Source organism: Planctomycetota bacterium (genome assembly GCA_021414025.1).
GTDB lineage: Bacteria > Planctomycetota > Phycisphaerae > Phycisphaerales > SM1A02 > SYAC01.
In genome coordinates, this window is sequence record JAIOPG010000004.1 from 284,951 (window position 1) to 300,775 (window position 15,825).

The 15,825-nt window shown below is 65.3% G+C and carries 13 protein-coding genes; 6 read left to right on the top strand and 7 right to left on the bottom strand.

Annotated features, from left to right (window positions below):
• Positions 1-48: 48 nt before the first annotated feature.
• The gene (locus K8R92_05805) at positions 49-1,242 is read left to right on the top strand and encodes a hypothetical protein (GenBank protein ID MCE9619403.1); all 1,194 of its coding nucleotides are present in this window, start codon (positions 49-51) and stop codon (positions 1,240-1,242) included.
• 21 nt (positions 1,243-1,263) lie between these two features.
• On the opposite strand, the gene K8R92_05810 is transcribed toward K8R92_05805, so the two are convergent.
• Together K8R92_05810 and ndk are read right to left on the bottom strand one after the other, a co-directional pair.
• The gene (locus tag K8R92_05810) at positions 1,264-2,256 is read right to left on the bottom strand and encodes a sigma-70 family RNA polymerase sigma factor (GenBank protein ID MCE9619404.1); all 993 of its coding nucleotides are present in this window, start codon (positions 2,254-2,256) and stop codon (positions 1,264-1,266) included.
• A 222-nt stretch (positions 2,257-2,478) separates the two neighbouring features.
• Positions 2,479-2,949, bottom strand: a complete 471-nt coding sequence (gene ndk, locus K8R92_05815) for a nucleoside-diphosphate kinase (protein ID MCE9619405.1) — start codon at positions 2,947-2,949, stop codon at positions 2,479-2,481.
• Positions 2,950-3,095: 146 nt separating this feature from the next.
• On the opposite strand from ndk, the gene K8R92_05820 reads away from it, so the two are divergent.
• On the top strand, positions 3,096-5,219 hold the full coding sequence (locus tag K8R92_05820; protein MCE9619406.1) for a DNA topoisomerase VI subunit B: 2,124 nt from the start codon (positions 3,096-3,098) through the stop codon (positions 5,217-5,219).
• A gap of 11 nt (positions 5,220-5,230) precedes the next feature.
• Complete coding sequence (locus K8R92_05825; GenBank protein ID MCE9619407.1) at positions 5,231-6,358, top strand: DNA topoisomerase IV subunit A; 1,128 nt, start codon at positions 5,231-5,233, stop codon at positions 6,356-6,358.
• Here the strand turns inward: K8R92_05825 and K8R92_05830 are convergent.
• The 4 genes from K8R92_05830 to rpsO form a co-directional block, all read right to left on the bottom strand.
• Complete coding sequence (locus K8R92_05830) at positions 6,301-7,206, bottom strand: two-component sensor histidine kinase (GenBank protein ID MCE9619408.1); 906 nt, start codon at positions 7,204-7,206, stop codon at positions 6,301-6,303. The two genes, K8R92_05825 and K8R92_05830, sit on opposite strands and share 58 nt — an antisense overlap.
• 106 nt (positions 7,207-7,312) lie before the next feature.
• Positions 7,313-7,573, bottom strand: a complete 261-nt coding sequence (locus tag K8R92_05835) for a cold shock domain-containing protein (GenBank protein ID MCE9619409.1) — start codon at positions 7,571-7,573, stop codon at positions 7,313-7,315.
• A 317-nt stretch (positions 7,574-7,890) separates the two neighbouring features.
• Complete coding sequence (gene pnp / locus K8R92_05840) at positions 7,891-10,050, bottom strand: polyribonucleotide nucleotidyltransferase (GenBank protein MCE9619410.1); 2,160 nt, start codon at positions 10,048-10,050, stop codon at positions 7,891-7,893.
• A 118-nt stretch (positions 10,051-10,168) separates the two neighbouring features.
• Positions 10,169-10,435 carry a 30S ribosomal protein S15 gene (gene rpsO, locus K8R92_05845; protein MCE9619411.1) on the bottom strand — a complete coding sequence of 89 codons (267 nt, stop codon included), beginning with the start codon at positions 10,433-10,435 and terminating at the stop codon, positions 10,169-10,171.
• 193 nt (positions 10,436-10,628) lie between these two features.
• Here rpsO and K8R92_05850 point away from each other — a divergent pair, with 193 nt between their 5' ends.
• From K8R92_05850 to K8R92_05860, 3 genes are read left to right on the top strand one after another with little or no spacing between them, the layout of a single operon-like run.
• On the top strand, positions 10,629-12,281 hold the full coding sequence (locus K8R92_05850; protein MCE9619412.1) for an acyl-CoA carboxylase subunit beta: 1,653 nt from the start codon (positions 10,629-10,631) through the stop codon (positions 12,279-12,281).
• The gene (rdgB, locus tag K8R92_05855) at positions 12,278-12,928 is read left to right on the top strand and encodes an RdgB/HAM1 family non-canonical purine NTP pyrophosphatase (protein ID MCE9619413.1); all 651 of its coding nucleotides are present in this window, start codon (positions 12,278-12,280) and stop codon (positions 12,926-12,928) included. Before K8R92_05850 ends, rdgB begins: the two co-directional genes overlap by 4 nt.
• Positions 12,925-14,178 carry a YkgJ family cysteine cluster protein gene (locus K8R92_05860; GenBank protein MCE9619414.1) on the top strand — a complete coding sequence of 418 codons (1,254 nt, stop codon included), beginning with the start codon at positions 12,925-12,927 and terminating at the stop codon, positions 14,176-14,178. The genes rdgB and K8R92_05860 overlap by 4 nt, the downstream gene beginning before the upstream one ends.
• Here the strand turns inward: K8R92_05860 and K8R92_05865 are convergent.
• Entirely contained in the window at positions 14,141-15,814 is a 1,674-nt protein-coding gene (locus K8R92_05865; GenBank protein ID MCE9619415.1) for a glycosyltransferase family 2 protein, read from the bottom strand. The two genes, K8R92_05860 and K8R92_05865, sit on opposite strands and share 38 nt — an antisense overlap.
• Positions 15,815-15,825 lie beyond the last annotated feature (11 nt).

The window sequence follows — 15,825 nt, forward strand, 5'->3', positions numbered from 1 at the left end:
GTGTAGTGAACCGCGAAGGGTTGCTAGGCTTGGCCGCTTCCACCCATCGTGCGCATCGTCGTCCTTCTCATCTTCCTTTCGGCCCTGCCCGACGCGCTGGTTGTTCCCGTCCTGAAGGATCTATTCGCCGATCGCTATGGCGTCTCGGCATCCCAGGCCCAATTGTTCCTGGCCGTGAACTTGTTCGGGGCGGTGCTGGCGGTGCCGCTGGTGCGGCTCATGCGCCGGCGCATGCCGGGCTGGGCCGTGGTGAGCTCGACCGCCCTGGTGGATGGCATGCTCATGGCGATCATGTGGTTGCCGATCGGATTCGCGGGAACCCTGGCGCTGCGAACCGTCGAGGGCGCCGCGGACGTGGCCACATTCGCCGCGCTCTTTCAGATGCTCGGTCGCAGCGATCCCGGCCACCGCGCCTGGAAGCTCGGCCTGGGAGCGACGGTCCTGGTCGCGGGTCTGGGCATCGGCGTGGTCGTCGGGGGCATGCTGACAAAACTCTCAGGCAACCCGGCCATCACGCTCATCGTCGGATCGGCTTCCTGCCTGGCGACCGGCGTGCTTGCGTTCCTCTTCCGCGCTTCGCTGACGGTCATGGCCGGCCGTGAGATCGATGCTGATGCCGATGTCACACCCGCGACTCAGGATCATGGCGGACCGCCGGGAAAATTGTGGCCGATCCTCTTGATGGCCGCCACGGACCGCGCGACCGGCGCCATTCTGACGGCTGTGTTTGCCAGTTTTTTCCTGGGGGGATTGGGCTACACCGCCGCCGAGCGCGGCATGCTGGTGGGTTTGCCTCTGTTGCTCATGGCCATAGGCGCCGCTCCCGCGGGATGGGTTGCGGATCGAATGGGCACGCTGGAAACCCGCACTCTGGCCGCCGTGGTCTACGCATTGTCCCTTGCCATCGTGCCCTTTCTGGGGGGAACGGTCTTCGTTCTTGCGTGCGCACTGCTGATTCTGGGAGTGGCGGCGGCCCCCTTGCTTCCGGCGTCGCTGGCCCTGGTCCTGACCGCGCGGCGCGGCATGTCCGGACTTGCGGCCTTTCGCGCCGCGGGGGACATCGGGTACTTCACGGGCATCGTCGTCGCCATCGCCACGGGCGTGCTGATGGACGGGGGCCGGGCCAACGTGCAGGCGGGACTTGTCTGCGGTTTCGCGCTGCTGCACGCGGCGGTCACCGTGGTGGCCTGGACGGTGCTCAGGAACCAGCAGCGAACGCCACAAGCCCTCTCCGCGGCCTGATCGAACGGGAGGAAATAAGCCTCAGTTGTGCGTGAGCGGGGGACGCTCACCGCGCAGGGTGATCAGCGCATCCTTGAGCTTTTCAAGGGCGCGGTTCTGGATCTGCCGCACGCGCTCCTTGGTGACGCCGATCATCTGCCCGACCTGCTCCAGGGTGAGCTGGACCTGCGGGGCCGCGGCGTCCAGCCCGAAGCGATGGAAGATGACCTTCTGCTCGACGTCGCTCAGCTCGGCGCTGTTGCGGGTGATCATGTAGCGCACCTCGGCGGCGGAATCTTTTTCGTGGGCGGATCGAAGCAGCTCGAGATGATTCGAGCGCTCGAACTGCGGATCGAATTCGCCGGGGAAGCGCTGGCGGTACTTCTGCAGCTTGATGCCGAAGCGGCTGAACGCCTTGAGGATGGCCCGGCATCCGTAGGTGCTGAACTTGAAGCCGCGGCCGCAGTCGAACTTGTCGACCGAGCGCATCAGGGCCATGTTGCCCTCGCCGATCAGGTCGGCGTAATCGCTTTCGCCCAGCGGCACGCGCTTGGCCATGGCCAGCACCAGGGCCAGATTGATCTCCGCAATCTGGGCGCGGTAGCCCCGCGCGGTCCGGTGCCAGCGCAGGATCTCTCGGGCCTGCTCCGTGGTGGGGGTCCGGCCGGCAAGTTCGTCCTGCAGCAAGCGCACCCGGTAGCGGGCATAGTTGAACTGCAGGAAAATGACCCGCTCCTGGGCGGCGGTCAGAAGGACCGAGCCTTCCTTCTTGTGCTTGCGCTCGCCCGGCTTACCGCCGGTCGCCTGATCGATCAGGGGGCGATACCACGTCACATCGGCGAAGCGGATGGCGGCCGGCTTCTCGTAGATTTTCTTTTCGGCCCCGGGCACGCGGAACTCGGGCGAGTCCATGTAGTCCATGGGCTCGGCCATGATTTCGCGCATCAGCGCCTCTTCCTCGGCGGTCAGGGAGGCCGAGTTCTTTTCGGCGGCGCGGGAATTCCGGCGCACGGATGGGCGGTTGCGCTGCCTCATGCGGTCCAGGGGAGAATTCTTTCCAATCATCGAATCGATCACGCGTCACCTCGATTGGGCGGTAGGGGTCTCGGAGCCGACTTGGACGCTAATGAACTCTTCGCAGGAGGGTTCAGCAGGAGATCCAAATTGGTTGAATTAATAAATGCACCGGCGTTCCCAGCCCAAAAAACAACTTTGAACTCGGAGTTCGAACCGCGCCTGCTCTTTTGGCAGCCCGGCTTACTCGGGCTTGCTGCCGGTCGAGTCGTAGACGTAGCTGTCGCCGACCCTTGTGTAATCCAGGAGTTCCTCGGCTTTGAAGAAAATGCCGAGCTCGCGGGCGGCGGCCTCCGGGCTGTCGGAACCGTGGATGAGGTTGTAGCTGTTGGACACGCCGAAGTCGCCGCGAATCGTGCCGGCGGCGGCCTTGCTGCCGAAGGTCGCGCCCATCATCCCCCGGCTGACCGCGATGGCGCCGATGCCGCGCACCGCCAACACCAGAACCGGATTGCCGGTCATGAATCGAACCAGCCCGGCGTAGAAGGGCTTCGACACGTGGTCCTTGTAGTGTTCGGCGGCAAGTTTCTGCGAAATGCGCATCAATTTGCATCCGACGATCTGCAGTCCCTTGTCTTCGAAGCGGGCAAGAATCCGCCCCATCAGGTTGCGTTGAACGGCGTCGGGTTTCAGGATGATGAGCGTGGTTTCCATGGGATCTCCGGGTTGGGTCGCGAATGGTAGCGGAAGTTTCGGCCATCAAGGGCGGCGGAGCAGGGGAAAAATGCGTTGGGAAAGGCCCGGGAGTGCCGAAGACACGGTAGTTTCACCGACTCGCATCGACACTGAACCCAGGAGTCATGATGATGGGCAAGGACGCCGCGTTGATGAGCAAGCCACGATCAAAGCCAGGAAAATCCCGCGGAGTCTCCGGCGCCGAAGGCGCGGCCGAAGTCGGATCGTCGAAGAAGGGCAAAAGCCGCGGCGCCACCGCCGAGGAGATGGGTTCGCGCCAGCGCGACATCTCCGTCAGTGAATTCTTTGCCAAGAACCGCCACCTGCTGGGCTTCGACAATCCGCGCAAGGCCCTGCTGACCACGGTCAAGGAAGCCGTGGACAACAGCCTCGACGCCTGCGAGGAGGGCGGAATTCTTCCCGAACTCGCGGTGGTCATCGAAGATCTGCAGCCCGACCGGCCGGCCACCGCCAAGAGCTCGCGCTACCGCATCACCGTCATCGACAATGGCCCCGGCATTGTCCGCAAGCAGGTCGAGAACATCTTCGGCCGGCTTCTCTATGGGTCCAAGTTCCATCGATTGAAGATGAGCCGCGGCCAGCAGGGCATTGGCATCAGCGCCGCGGGCATGTACGGCCTGATCACCACGGGCCGCCCGATGCAGATCGTCACCAAAGTCAAGACGGGCGAGCCGGCGCATCGCATCGAGCTGGCGATGAACACCAAGACCAACCGCGCCGAGGTGACCGACGACGCGGAGACCAAGGATTTTCCCCCGGCGAAGCTTCGCGATCTGACCTCGGGCTCCCGCTCGCTCGCCGCGACCGGCGACTTCCTGAGCGCGATTTCGTTCCCCACGGGAACCTGCGTCTCCATCGAGCTCGAGGGGCGCTATCAGAAGGGGCGCGGATCCGTCGATGAATTCCTTGAGCTCACGGGCATCGCCAATCCGCATGCGCGAATCAGCTATGTGCCGCCCTCGCGCGAGAGCGGCGCGGACGACGACGAACTGCTTCCGGTCGACGCGGCGGCGGGAATGGTGGAGACCGGCGGCGACAAGGTCGAGGTGACTTCGGAGCACCACGGCGTCATTATTTTCCCGCGCGCGGTGGAGGAGCTTCCACCGGAAACCCGTGAAATCCAGCCCCATCCCAAGGGTGTGGAACTGGGCACGCTGCTGCAGATGCTCAAGGAATACGAGGCGGCGGAAAAAGGATCGCTCTACAAATTCCTGCAGGAACAATTCTGCCGGGTCTCTGCGGCCACGGCGGGAACGCTTTGCGAGGCCGCCGGCGCCACCAGCCGGACTCGCGCGGGAGACATCGAGCCGCCGCAGGCGGAGAAGTTGTACAAGGCCTTCCAGGAGATCCGGCTCGGCCCGCCGCCGGTCGATTGCCTGGCGCCGATCGGAGTCCGGCAATTGCTGGCGGGCATGCTCAAGGGCGTCCGCGCCGAGTTCTACGCCGCGAGCAGCCGCGAGCCGGAGATCTACCGGGGCCGTCCCTTCCAGATCGAGGCGGCGATCGCCTTCGGCGGCGAGTTGCCCGCCGAGGAGACCAGCCGCGTGATCCGCTTCGCCAACCGCGTGCCGCTGCTCTTCCAGCAAAGCGCCTGCTCCAGCTTCAAGGCCGTGGCGGAAACCGGCTGGAAAAACTATGGTTTGACGCAGCCCCGGGGCAGCACCCCCACGGGGCCGCTGGTGATCCTGATCCACATGGCCAGCGTGTGGGTGCCCTTCACCAGCGAGTCCAAGGAGGCGATCGCCGACTACGACGAGATCCGCAAGGAGATGAAGCTGGCCCTCATGGAATGTGGCCGCAAGCTCGGCAGCTACCTGCGCAAGCGCCAGACCATGCGCCGCGAGGGGGAGCGCCGCGACGTCTTCGAGCGCTACATCGGCGAGGTCTCCAAGGCGCTGCACCACATCCACGGCGCCGACGCCCGCAAGGTCTACGACGCGCTGCTGGCGCAGGCCAAGCATCGCACCCGCAAGGCCGACCAGGTGCTCAACGAGGATGGCAAGGTCGTGAAGGAGGAGGACCCCGGCGACCAGGAGGGCGTGATCGTGGTGGAGGAAGCCATCCCCATGATCGACGTGGGCGCGAGCGCGGCGCCGGCCGCGGAGAAAACCAAGGTTGAACGAGCGGCGAAACCGGCAGGTTCCAAGCGCAGCGCGGCGCCCGCGGCCGCCAAGCGGAAGCGGACCGGCCGCACCGATGATTCCCCCACGCTGTTCGAAGCCGACTGAATCGAGAACCCATGGCCAAGAAAATTTCCAGGCAAGTCAACACCAAGGCCCGCGACGTCGCGACGCAGAAGAAGATCCTCACCCTCGCCGAGGGCGTGACCAAGGCTGCACTGGGCGGCAAGGAGCCCATCGTGAGCGTGCCGACGCGCTCACGCTCCAACACGATTTGGAACAAGAAGCGCGGCATCCTGGAAATGGGCAAGGCGACGCAGGAACGCCAGCTCTTCAACCTGAACCAGGCCAAGATCTTCATGCAGACGCTGCTGCATTCCGGATCGATCAAGGACCTGATCGAGGCGGACAAGACGCTGAGCTTGCGCGGAATGTTCTACAAGGGCCTGCACACCGTGGCGGGCACCAAGGAGAAGACCTTCGTCGACCAGGACGAGTCCGACGGCATCCTCGAGGACCTGGAAGTCTCGCTCACCGCGCTGCGCGAGGAGCTGCACATCTTCGCGAAGAAGGCCGGCACCATCGTCGGCAACATCACCCTGGTCGACTCGGGCGACGAGATCGACTGCCGGCGGATGGGCTCGGGGGGCTACGCCATTCCCAGCATCGTCGAGCCCGACGTGATCCAGTTCAAGAAGTGCGAGGCGAAGTTCATCCTGCACGTCGAGAAGAACACCGTGTGGAGCCGCTTCAACGAGGACCGCTTCTGGGAGAAGCACAATTGCATTCTCACCGAAGGCGGCGGCCAGCCCCCGCGCGGCGTGCGCCGTTTGCTGCGCCGGCTGCACGAGGAATTGAAACTGCCCGTCTACTGCCTGCTCGATTGCGATCCCTGGGGGCACTACATCTACAGCGTGCTCAAGCAGGGTTCGATCTCACTGGCCTTCGAGAGCGAGCGGCTCGCCATCCCGGAGGCGAAATTCCTGGGGATCCGCTCCAAGGACTACAAGGCCTGCGGCCTGAGCGACGATGTGCAGATCGCTCTCAACGACAACGACATCAAGCGCGCCAAGGAGATCATGGCCTACCCGTGGTTCCAGGGACACAAAACCTGGCAGAAGGAAATCGAGGGGCTCCTCACCAACGGCTTCAAGATGGAGGTGGAGTCCCTGATCACCAAGGACATCTCCTACGTGACCGAGGAGTACGTGCCGTCGCGCTTGAAGGCCAAGGACTGGCTCGAGTGATTTTGGGGTAGAAAAAGCGAAAAACACGTGCCTTTGGAGGGATCGCTGAAGACCTCCACCCGGCCTCCGTGCTCCTCCACGATACGCCGCGTGGTCGCCAGTCCGAGGCCGCTGCCTCCCGGCTTGGTGCTGGCGTAGGGACGGAAGATCGTCGGCAGGCGCGAGGGCTCAATGCCGGGGCCCGTGTCGATGACGTCGAGCCGGTAGCCACCCTCGCCCGTGCGGCCCGCGGGCATGGCCTCGACGCGCAGCAGCAACTCGCCGCGGCGCTCGCCCGCCGCCGCCTGCCCCTCCGGGCACATCGCCTGGACCGCGTTGATGATCAAGTTCAGGATCGCCTGTTTCAGGAGCCCGGCATCGATCGCCAGGATGGCGGGCGCCGAGGGCGTGTCGACCCGCAGCAGCACGCCGGCGCGCTCCGCCTGCGGATGGAAAAAGTCCGCGAGCTCCTGCACCAGTTCGCGCAGGTCGCGCGGCTGCGGATCCAGCTTGATGCGCCCCGCGAAGCGAAGGAAGTCGCTCAGGATGTCCTTCAGCCGGCTCGACTCGCGGGCCAGCGCGTCGGCGCGCTTGATCGCGGTGGCGCGCACCGGCTCGGGCAGCTCGGAGTCCAGGACCTCCTCGCGCAGCAGCTGGGCGTTGAGCGTGAGCGTGGAGAGGGGATTCTTGATTTCGTGGGCGAGCCCGCTGGTCATGCTGCCCAGCTCCGCCAGGCGCTCGGCTGACTGCGCGCGGCGCTCTGCGGCCAGAGCGCGGTCGGCGCGGCGGCGCAGGGATCCCGCAGCGGCGATGCTCGCCAGCACCGCGCCGATCAGGGCGCCAACCAGAATGGCGGGGATGGAATCCATGTTCAGACCGGCCGGACCGCATAGACCGCGACATGCGGAGGGACCCGGCGGCAACGACGTGTTCTTGCGGATGAAAAAATCAGGTTCCCGCCCTCACGCGCGAGGCTCAGGAGGTGGGAGTCTCGGACTTGGTGGGCACGCGGTTTGATTGAACCTTGGTCGCGGACCAGCCCTTGGGGCCCTTGGTCGCGGAGTAGATGACCGCCTCGCCGTCGCGCAAAGTTCGAAAGCCGGCTTCCTGTTCGATGGTGGAGAAATGGACAAAAATATCCTCGCCCTGGGGCCCAATAACGAATCCAAAACCTTTTCGCGGATCGAACCACTTCACTGTGCCGTGGACATTGACGAATTCATTCTCATTGCTCATTGCAGTAGCCTCCAGAAGTTTTGTCGAACACACCCCATCCAAGGGTATTGTGCGCCCAAATTTGAACTTGTGCAAGGAAAATATTTGGAACAATGCCAAGTTCCGCGGGAGACGCGAAATTGGCGCAGGCTTTGCTCCTTCCGGCGGCTTGAACTCATAATTCCAAGGTTTCACGGGGGAATGGGCGGGGTTTCCTCGCGGCCGCCCACCCCTCGGCGGGGCCGGCTTGCCCCTGCCCGCGGGGGCGGGGCGAAGAAAAAACCCGCTCATTTTGGTGAGCGGGTTTCGTCAACTTCTGGAAAGGTGTGGAATCCGGATCAGTTCGCCTGCGCGGTCTCGGGAGTCAGCAGCGCCTTGCGGCTCAGCTTGATGCGACCGTTCTCGTCGACGTTGATCACCTTTACCTTGATCGACTCGCCGATCTTGACGTGCTCAAGCACGTTCTTGACGAAGCCGTGCGCCAGCTCGGAGATGTGGCACATGCCGTCGGTTCCCGGCACGAGCTCGACGAAGGCGCCGAACTCCTTGACCGCGACCACCTTGCCCTCGAAGACCGAGCCCACCTTGATCTCGGCGCCCAGCGCCTCGACCTCGAGCTTGGCCTGCGCGGCCTTGGCGGCGTCGGAGCAGGCGATGAACACGGTGCCATCCTCCTCCACGTCGATCTGGGCGCCGGTGCGCTCCTGCAGCGAGCGAATGGTCTTGCCGCCCGGTCCGATGAGCTTGCCGATCTTCTCCGGGTCGATCTTGACCTTGGTGATGCGCGGGGCGAACTTCGACATCTCGTCGCGGGGCTTGGCGATCACCGCCTCGATCTTGTCAATGAGTTGCAGGCGGCCTTCGCGGGCCTGCGCGAAGATAGTGGCGATCTCCTCGAAGCCGAGGCCGCGGGCCTTCAGATCCAGCTGGATGCCGGTGATGCCCTCGCGGGTGCCGCTGACCTTGAAGTCCATCTCGCCGAAGAAGTCCTCTTCGCCGATGATGTCGGTGACATGGGTCACTTTGCCGTCTTTGGAGGTGAAGCGCCCGACGCTGATGCCCGCGCAGGTGGCCTTGATGGGCACGCCCGCGTCCATCATCGCCAGGCAGCCGCCGCACACGCTGGCCATCGAGCTCGAGCCATTGCTCTCGGTGATCTCGCTGACGATGCGGATGGTGTAGGGGAAGTCCTCCGGATTTGGAAGGATGGCGAGCAGACTGCGCTCGGCAAGGGCCCCGTGTCCGATCTCGCGGCGGCCCGGTCCGGTGATGCGGCCGGCCTCGCCCGTGCAGAAGGGAGGGAAGTAGTAGTGCAGATAGAACTTCTTCGCGTACTCCGGCATCAGGCCGTCGATGATCTGCTCGTCCTTGATGGTGCCGAGGACGCAGGTCACGATCGACTGGGTCTCGCCGCGCTGGAACATGGCGGAGCCGTGCGTGCGCGGAAGAAGGCCGACGGCCATCTCCAGCGGACGAATCTCGCGCAGGCCGCGGCCGTCGGGGCGAATGCCCTGATTTCCCGCGAGATCCTGGGTCATTTTCTTCTCGAGGATCCGGAAGGCCTCCTTGGCGTCGCGGTTCGCCTTGTCGGCGGCGCAATGCTCGGTGTAGGTCAGGCCGGGAGCCACCGCGAAGTGGGTGTCGAGCATCCACTTGCGCAGACGATCGATCTCGGCGTTGCGGTCGCTCTTGCCGTGGATCTGGCGGGCCTTCTTCATCTCCTCGCCCACCACGGACTTGACCTTGGTCATGATCTCCGCGGAGGGCAGCGTCAATGTGCCCATCACCGGCGCCGGAGCGTTCGACTTGACGCGAAGCTCATCGATCAGCTTCAGGATGGGCTGGATGCCCTGCTCGTAGCCGTAGCGGATCGCGGCGAGCATGTCGGCCTCGCTGATTTCGGCAGCGCCGACTTCGATCATGTTCACGCCGTCCTTGTGTCCGGAGAGGACCAGGTCCAGGTCGCTGAATTCAAGCTGGGCGACGGTCGGATTGATGACGAACTGAAGTCCCGTTTCCGTTTGCAGTCGGCCCACGCGCACGGTGGCGATCGGACCCTGGAATGGAGCGTCGGTGATCGAGAGCGCGGCGCTGGCGGCGGTGCAGGCGATCACATCTGAATCGCTCTGGCCGTCGTGGCTCAGCACCAGGCACTGCAGCTGGATTTCATCGACAAATCCGTCCGGAAAGAGTGGACGAATCGGCCGGTCCATCATTCTCATGGTGAGCACTTCCTTTTCGGAGGGCGCGCCTTCCTTCTTGCGGAAGCCACCCGGGAAGCGGCCCACGGCGGTGTATTTCTCGCGGTAGTCGCAGGTCAGCGGGAAGAAATCGATGCCCAGGCGCGGCGCGGCGCGGACGGCGGTGGCCAGGACCACGGTGTCTCCGTAGGTCGCCACCACGGCGCCCGAGGCGAGCTTGGCGATCTTGCCGGTCTCCAATTTGAACGTGCGGCCACCAACTTGGCACTCGACTGAGGTTGGAACGTGCTTTGACATGAACTGTCTCCTAAAGGGGATGAAACCCGCTCAGTCTTTTGGGAGGCAGAAGGCAAGCCGCGGTCTTCACCGCAAATTGCCCACTGCCACCGACCGATGTGAACGGGCCAGCCTGCAATTACTTTCGCAGACCTAACTTGTGAATCAACGCGTTGTATCGCTCGCGGTCGATGCCGGCGAGATATTTGAGCAGGCGGTTGCGCTGCCCGACCATGAGAACCAGGCCCCGTCGGGAGCTGTGATCCTTCTTGTTGGCTCGGAAATGGTCCTGGAGGGACACGATCCGCTCGGTCAGCATCGCCACCTGGACCTCGGGGCTTCCGGAGTCCTTGGCGTGGCGGCGGTTGTCGGTGACGACTTTCTTTCGGGCTGCAATCGAGATCATTCTTTTTCCTGATGTGTGTTTGAGGAGGCCTTGCGCCTCGAAATGTGTTCACGAATTTGGAGCCGGGCATCCTAAGGGAAAGGGGATTGCCTCGGCAAGAGGTGGCTCCCCCAAATGACCCGATTTTGTGATTTCACGACCGGTCCGGAGCATGGGAAGGCGAAAAAAGCCCATCTTCGTCTATTCTTCGGCCATGTCCGGCACCGCCAACAAAGTGGACGACGCATCCCTGAAGGAAACCGTCGGCGTCTACCTGGCGGACGCGGCCCGGGCCGAGCAGGGCGGCGGGCCGTCGGGGGTCGAGCGGCAGCACAAACACAAGCGACTGACGGCGCGGGAGCGGCTGGGCCTGCTCTTCGACGAAGGGACGCCGCTCATGGAGCTGGGGCTGCTTTCGGCGTGGGGCATGTATCAGGAATACGGCGGCGCTCCGGCCGCGGGCGTGGTCACGGTGATGGGCGTGGTGGAGGGGCGTCCCTGCATGGCGATCGCCAACGACGCCACGGTGAAGGCCGGCGCATTCTTCCCGATGACCTGCAAGAAGATCATTCGGGCGCAGATGGTGGCGGAGCGCGCGGGCCTGCCGCTGCTCTACCTGGTCGACAGCGCCGGAGTCTTCCTTCCGCTGCAGGAGGATGTCTTCCCCGACACCGACGACTTCGGCCGGATCTTCCGCAACAACGCGGTGTTCAGCGGCAAGGGCATTCCGCAGATCAGCGCCATCATGGGCAATTGCGTGGCCGGCGGCGGCTACCTGCCCGTGCTCTGCGACGTGCTGCTGATGACCGAAGGCAGCGGACTCTATCTCGCAGGTCCGGCGCTGGTGAAGGCGGCGATCGGCCAGGAGGTGAGCAGCGAGGAACTGGGCGGCGCGAAAATGCACTCGGAGATCTCCGGCACGATCGACTTCCGCGAGCCGGACGACCAGGCCTGCCTGAAGCGGATGCGCAGCCTGATGGCCAAGCACCAGGTCGCGCGGCGGCTGGCCGAGCCGCCGAGCCCGCGGGTGGCGCCGAGCCGCGAGGGCTCGGAGGTCTACGGCATCTTCAAGAGCGACCTGGCGAAAAGCTACGACATGAAGGAGCTGCTGGAGTGCTTCGTGGATGGCGATTCGTTCGACGAATACCGCGCGGAGTTCGGCAAGAGTCTCGTCTGCGGCTACGCCAACATCGGCGGCTTTCCCTGCGGCATCGTGGCCAACCAGCGCAAGATGACCGACCGGATCCTGCCCGGCGGGCGGACGGGTCCGACCAAGTCCATCAACATGCCTGCGGTGATCTACGATGACAGCGCCGACAAGGCGGCGCGCTTCATTCTGGAGTGCAACCAGCGGCGGGTGCCGATCATCTTCGTGCACGACACCACCGGCTTCATGGTCGGCCGCGACAGCGAACAGAGCGGCATCATCCGTTCCGGCGCCAAGATGGTGAACGCCATGGCCAACAGCATCGTCCCCAAGATCTCCCTGATGGTCGGCGGCTCCTTCGGCGCCGGCAACTACGCCATGTGCGGCCGCGCCTTCGACCCCTTCCTCTCGCTGGCCTGGCCCAGCTCGCGCTGCAGCGTGATGGGGGCGGCCCAGGCGGCAAGCACGCTTCTGCAGATCGACCTTTCGGCGCGGGAGCGCAAGGGGGAGAAGATCGACGCCACGATGCGCGAGCAATTGCTCAAGGCGATCACCGACAGCTACGCGCAGCAACAGGACATTCGCTACGCGGCGAGCCGCGGCTGGATCGACCGCATCATCCGGCCGCAGGACACGCGGCAGGAGCTCGCCTTCGCGCTGGCTTTGGCGGCCAACACGCCCGTGACCGGGGAACTGCGCACCGGCGTGCTGCAAACGTGAGCGGGTCGGCGCTTGAAATCGTGGTCGCCAGCGGGAATCCCCACAAGGTGGGAGAGATCCGCGCCGTGCTGGAGCTCGAGGGACTGGGCGACTCCGTGGTTCTGCGATCGCTGGACGAGGTCGGCGGTCCCTTTCCCGAGCCTGCGGAAACCGGGCGTACCTTCGAGGCCAACGCCCGGATCAAGGCCCTCGCCTACGCGGCGATGGCGCGGCGCATGGTGCTGGCGGACGATTCCGGACTCGAGGTCGATGCGCTGGGCGGTGAGCCGGGAGTCGACAGCGCGTACTGGGCGGGCACGGAGGGAAGCCGCGCCGATCGCGATCGGCGCAACAATGAAAAATTGGTGAAGGCGATGCGCAGCGTCAAGCCGGAGGATCGCGCGGCGAGGTTTGTCTGCTTCATGTGCGTCGCGTCACCCCAGGGAGGCATCCTCGCGGAGGCGCGCGGCGAATGCGCCGGCTCGATCGCGCTGCAGCCCAGGGGAAGCGCGGGCTTTGGCTACGACCCGCACTTTCAAGTCGGCGACGGAAGCCGCACCAGCGCAGAACTGACTCCCGAGGAAAAGAACCGGATCAGCCACCGCGGCCAAGCGACCCGGCTGATCTGTGCCGCGCTGCGGGCGATGATCGCGGCGGGGGCATCGTGAGGCTTCCCATTCTCATGCCGGATTGGCCGGGACAGAAATACTCCTGCCACGGTTGCGGCACGTGCTGCCGCGACTTCACGGTGGAGCTCAGGGCGGCGGATATGGACAAACTGGAGCAACAGGGATGGCGCGAGCGGCTCGGCGGCGAATTCGCCGTGGAGTTCGGCGGAAAGAAGTGGTTGAAGCAGAAGCCCGACGGTGCCTGCGTCTTCCTTGGCGAGAACGGATTGTGCCGGGTGCACGCCGAGTTCGGGCTGGAGGCGAAGCCGCTGGCATGCCAGTTCTTTCCCTTCATGCTCTCGCCGGATGGCCGCAACACGGTGGTCGGCTTGAGCTTCGCCTGCGGCAGCGTCGCGGCCTCCAAGGGGGCGTCGCTCGATTCGCATCGCGCCGAAGTGAAGCGAATGGCCGAGCTGCTGCCGGCCTCCGCGCCGATTCCGGTCCTGCTCACGGGCGGGATCATCGCGACCGAAGCGGAGGTCGGGGCGGTGCAGGCCGCACTGGACGAGTGGCTCGCGAAAAAAACAACCACACCGGCGCTGCGCTGGGAGGGCTTCGCCTGGCTCGTCACCAGCGTGATGCGGGCCAACCTCAGTCGGATGCGTGGAGAGAAATTGCGCGAACTCATGCACACGCTTGTCGGCGCCGCAGAAGAGGAACTGCCGCTGCTGGATTGGCCGGCGCCGCAGCCTCGGGCGTGGAAGCTGCTCCGCCAGGCGGTGTTCTTCCGCGTGGAGGATCCCAAGATCGGCGAGCTGCTGAAGCGCGGCCGCATGATGACGGCGCTGGGGCAGTGGTCGCGAAGCCGCGCGTGGGCCGGCGGCAAGGGCGTCTGCCCGGAGTTCGCGAGCGATGCGCCAGTCGAATTCAAGGCCTTTGACGCCACCCATGGATTGTTTCAAGGCAGCGACGCCGCGGCCATGGACGATCTTTTGCAGCGCTGGATTCGCGCCAGCCTTCTGGGCGGAAGGGCCTGGGGATCCGGGCTCTACCGCCTGCCCATCGATCAAGGCCTTGGTTTAATCCTGGTGAACCTGCTTTGCGCGATGTGGCTGGCGCGATTCCGCGCCGCGGGCCGCGGCGAGCGCACCGCTGCGCTGGCCGATCTTGTCTTCGCCATCGGACGCGTCGATCGCGCCAGCGGCCGCGCTCCCTGGCTGGCCACCGCGGGGGAGCGTTTGCGGGCGAGCTGGCTCGCCCATTCGGATTCTCTCAGGCTGCTGTCCCGGGCCCTGGCTTCGAACGGTTGAAGCGCCGCCAGATCGGATACATCGCGAGCATGCCGATGGGAATCGCCACCAGCGCCTCGCCGGCGCTTTCGATGACCGCCAGGGTCTGAAACTTGGTCTCCATGCCCGAGATCTGTCCCATGGAAAGCGCGGCGGCGGTGAAGGCGACGGCGGCCTCGCGGAAGCCGAGCCGGCCCAGCGGATTCAGCGAAGCGGCGAACGAGGCCATCGACACCAGAAAAGTCTGCGCCAGAGTCAGCGGCAGCCCGAGCATCTGGATCGCCAGCAGCACGCGGCCGGTGGCGAAGAACAGATCAACAATGTGCAGGATGATGGAGCCCCAGAGCGCGATCGGATCGGTGATGAGCCGCTCCAGTCCCTTCGCCCGCTTTTGGATGAAGGCGCGAGTGGCGCACCAGCGGGTGAGGCCGCCGCCCAGCACGCCAACGGCGATCAGCACCGGCAGGAAGGTCCACGCGCCGAACTGGATCCAGGCGAAGGTGGCGGCGGTGATCGCGACCAGGGCTACGACGAAGGTGAAGGCCAGCGAGGCGAACCACGCGACCAGCTCCACGGCCCGGAACTGGTCGACCTGCATGGCGTAGGCGGCGCGGGTGAACATGCCGATCCGCACCGGCGCGTAGTTGAGCATGCTCGCCAGGGCGTTGATCCATTGCTGATCCCGGACGCGCAGCACGCGCACCGGCCGGGCCGCGATCCAGAAGGTGAGGCCGCTGACCACGATGCTGCCGAGCGAGCAGAGCAGGAGCCCGGCCACCGAGGTCCACGGCGCGTCGCGCAGCCGCTGCCAGCCCGACGTGTCCCGCGTTGCTCCGCTGATGCACCAGGCGATGAGCACCAGGCCCAGCGCGAAGCCCGCGATCTGCAGCATGAGCTTCTGCCAGGGCCGGGCGGCGGACTCTCGCTGCACGCGCTCGCGGGCGATGACCCACAGCGCGCGAAAGCCGTCGAGGGGACCGATCTTCTTGCCGCTGGTCCGGTCGCGCGGGCTGTAGGAGATCGGCACTTCGGCGATTTGCGCCCGCGCCCGCGCCAGCGCCGCCGTCATCTGCGGCTCGATGCCGAAGCGGTCCTCGGTGAGCAGGGGCAGGATTTCGCGCAGCAGGGGAATCCGGAAGAGCTTGTATCCCGTCTCCATGTCGTTGATGCGCAGGCCCGTGATCTGGTTGCTCAGGAAAGTGAGCAGCCGGTTCACCCCGGCGTGGAAGGTGCGCCCCGCGCCGACTGGTGCGGACTGCGCCCAGCGGTTCCCGAACACCGCCGACATCGGCTCGTCGGAAAGGGCGCCGACCAGCGCCGGATAGTCGCCCGGGTCATACTCCAGGTCGCCATCCTGCGTGATGACTGCGTCGGCTTCGCCGGCCAGTTCGAGCACTCGCGCAAATCCGGTCCGCAGCGCGGCGCCCTTGCCGCGGTTGGTCGCATGGGTGAAGAGCTCGAACTGCGAGCCAACCTGCCGGTGCAGGTGCGAAAGTCTTTGGGCGACATCCGCGGTGGCGGAGCCGCTCGCATCGTCCACCACGATCACCTTGAGCGACCAGCCGTTGGGCAGCCGCACGGCCATGACGCGCTCCACGCAGGGCTCGAGCGTGTGCGGTTCGTCGTAGACCGGGATGACCGCGAAGAGAACCGGCATCAGATCAAGTC

Bases quoted from the DNA above. Each gene is read 5' to 3' on its own strand.
- K8R92_05810 (MCE9619404.1), bottom strand. From the start codon at position 2,256: ATGAGGCAGCGCAACCGCCCATCCGTGCGCCGGAATTCCCGCGCCGCC.
- ndk (MCE9619405.1), bottom strand. From the start codon at position 2,949: ATGGAAACCACGCTCATCATCCTGAAACCCGACGCCGTTCAACGCAAC.
- K8R92_05820 (MCE9619406.1), top strand. From the start codon at position 3,096: ATGATGATGGGCAAGGACGCCGCGTTGATGAGCAAGCCACGATCAAAG.
- K8R92_05825 (MCE9619407.1), top strand. From the start codon at position 5,231: ATGGCCAAGAAAATTTCCAGGCAAGTCAACACCAAGGCCCGCGACGTC.
- K8R92_05830 (MCE9619408.1), bottom strand. From the start codon at position 7,206: ATGGATTCCATCCCCGCCATTCTGGTTGGCGCCCTGATCGGCGCGGTG.
- K8R92_05835 (MCE9619409.1), bottom strand. From the start codon at position 7,573: ATGAGCAATGAGAATGAATTCGTCAATGTCCACGGCACAGTGAAGTGG.
- pnp (MCE9619410.1), bottom strand. From the start codon at position 10,050: ATGTCAAAGCACGTTCCAACCTCAGTCGAGTGCCAAGTTGGTGGCCGC.
- rpsO (MCE9619411.1), bottom strand. From the start codon at position 10,435: ATGATCTCGATTGCAGCCCGAAAGAAAGTCGTCACCGACAACCGCCGC.
- K8R92_05850 (MCE9619412.1), top strand. From the start codon at position 10,629: ATGTCCGGCACCGCCAACAAAGTGGACGACGCATCCCTGAAGGAAACC.
- K8R92_05865 (MCE9619415.1), bottom strand. From the start codon at position 15,814: ATGCCGGTTCTCTTCGCGGTCATCCCGGTCTACGACGAACCGCACACG.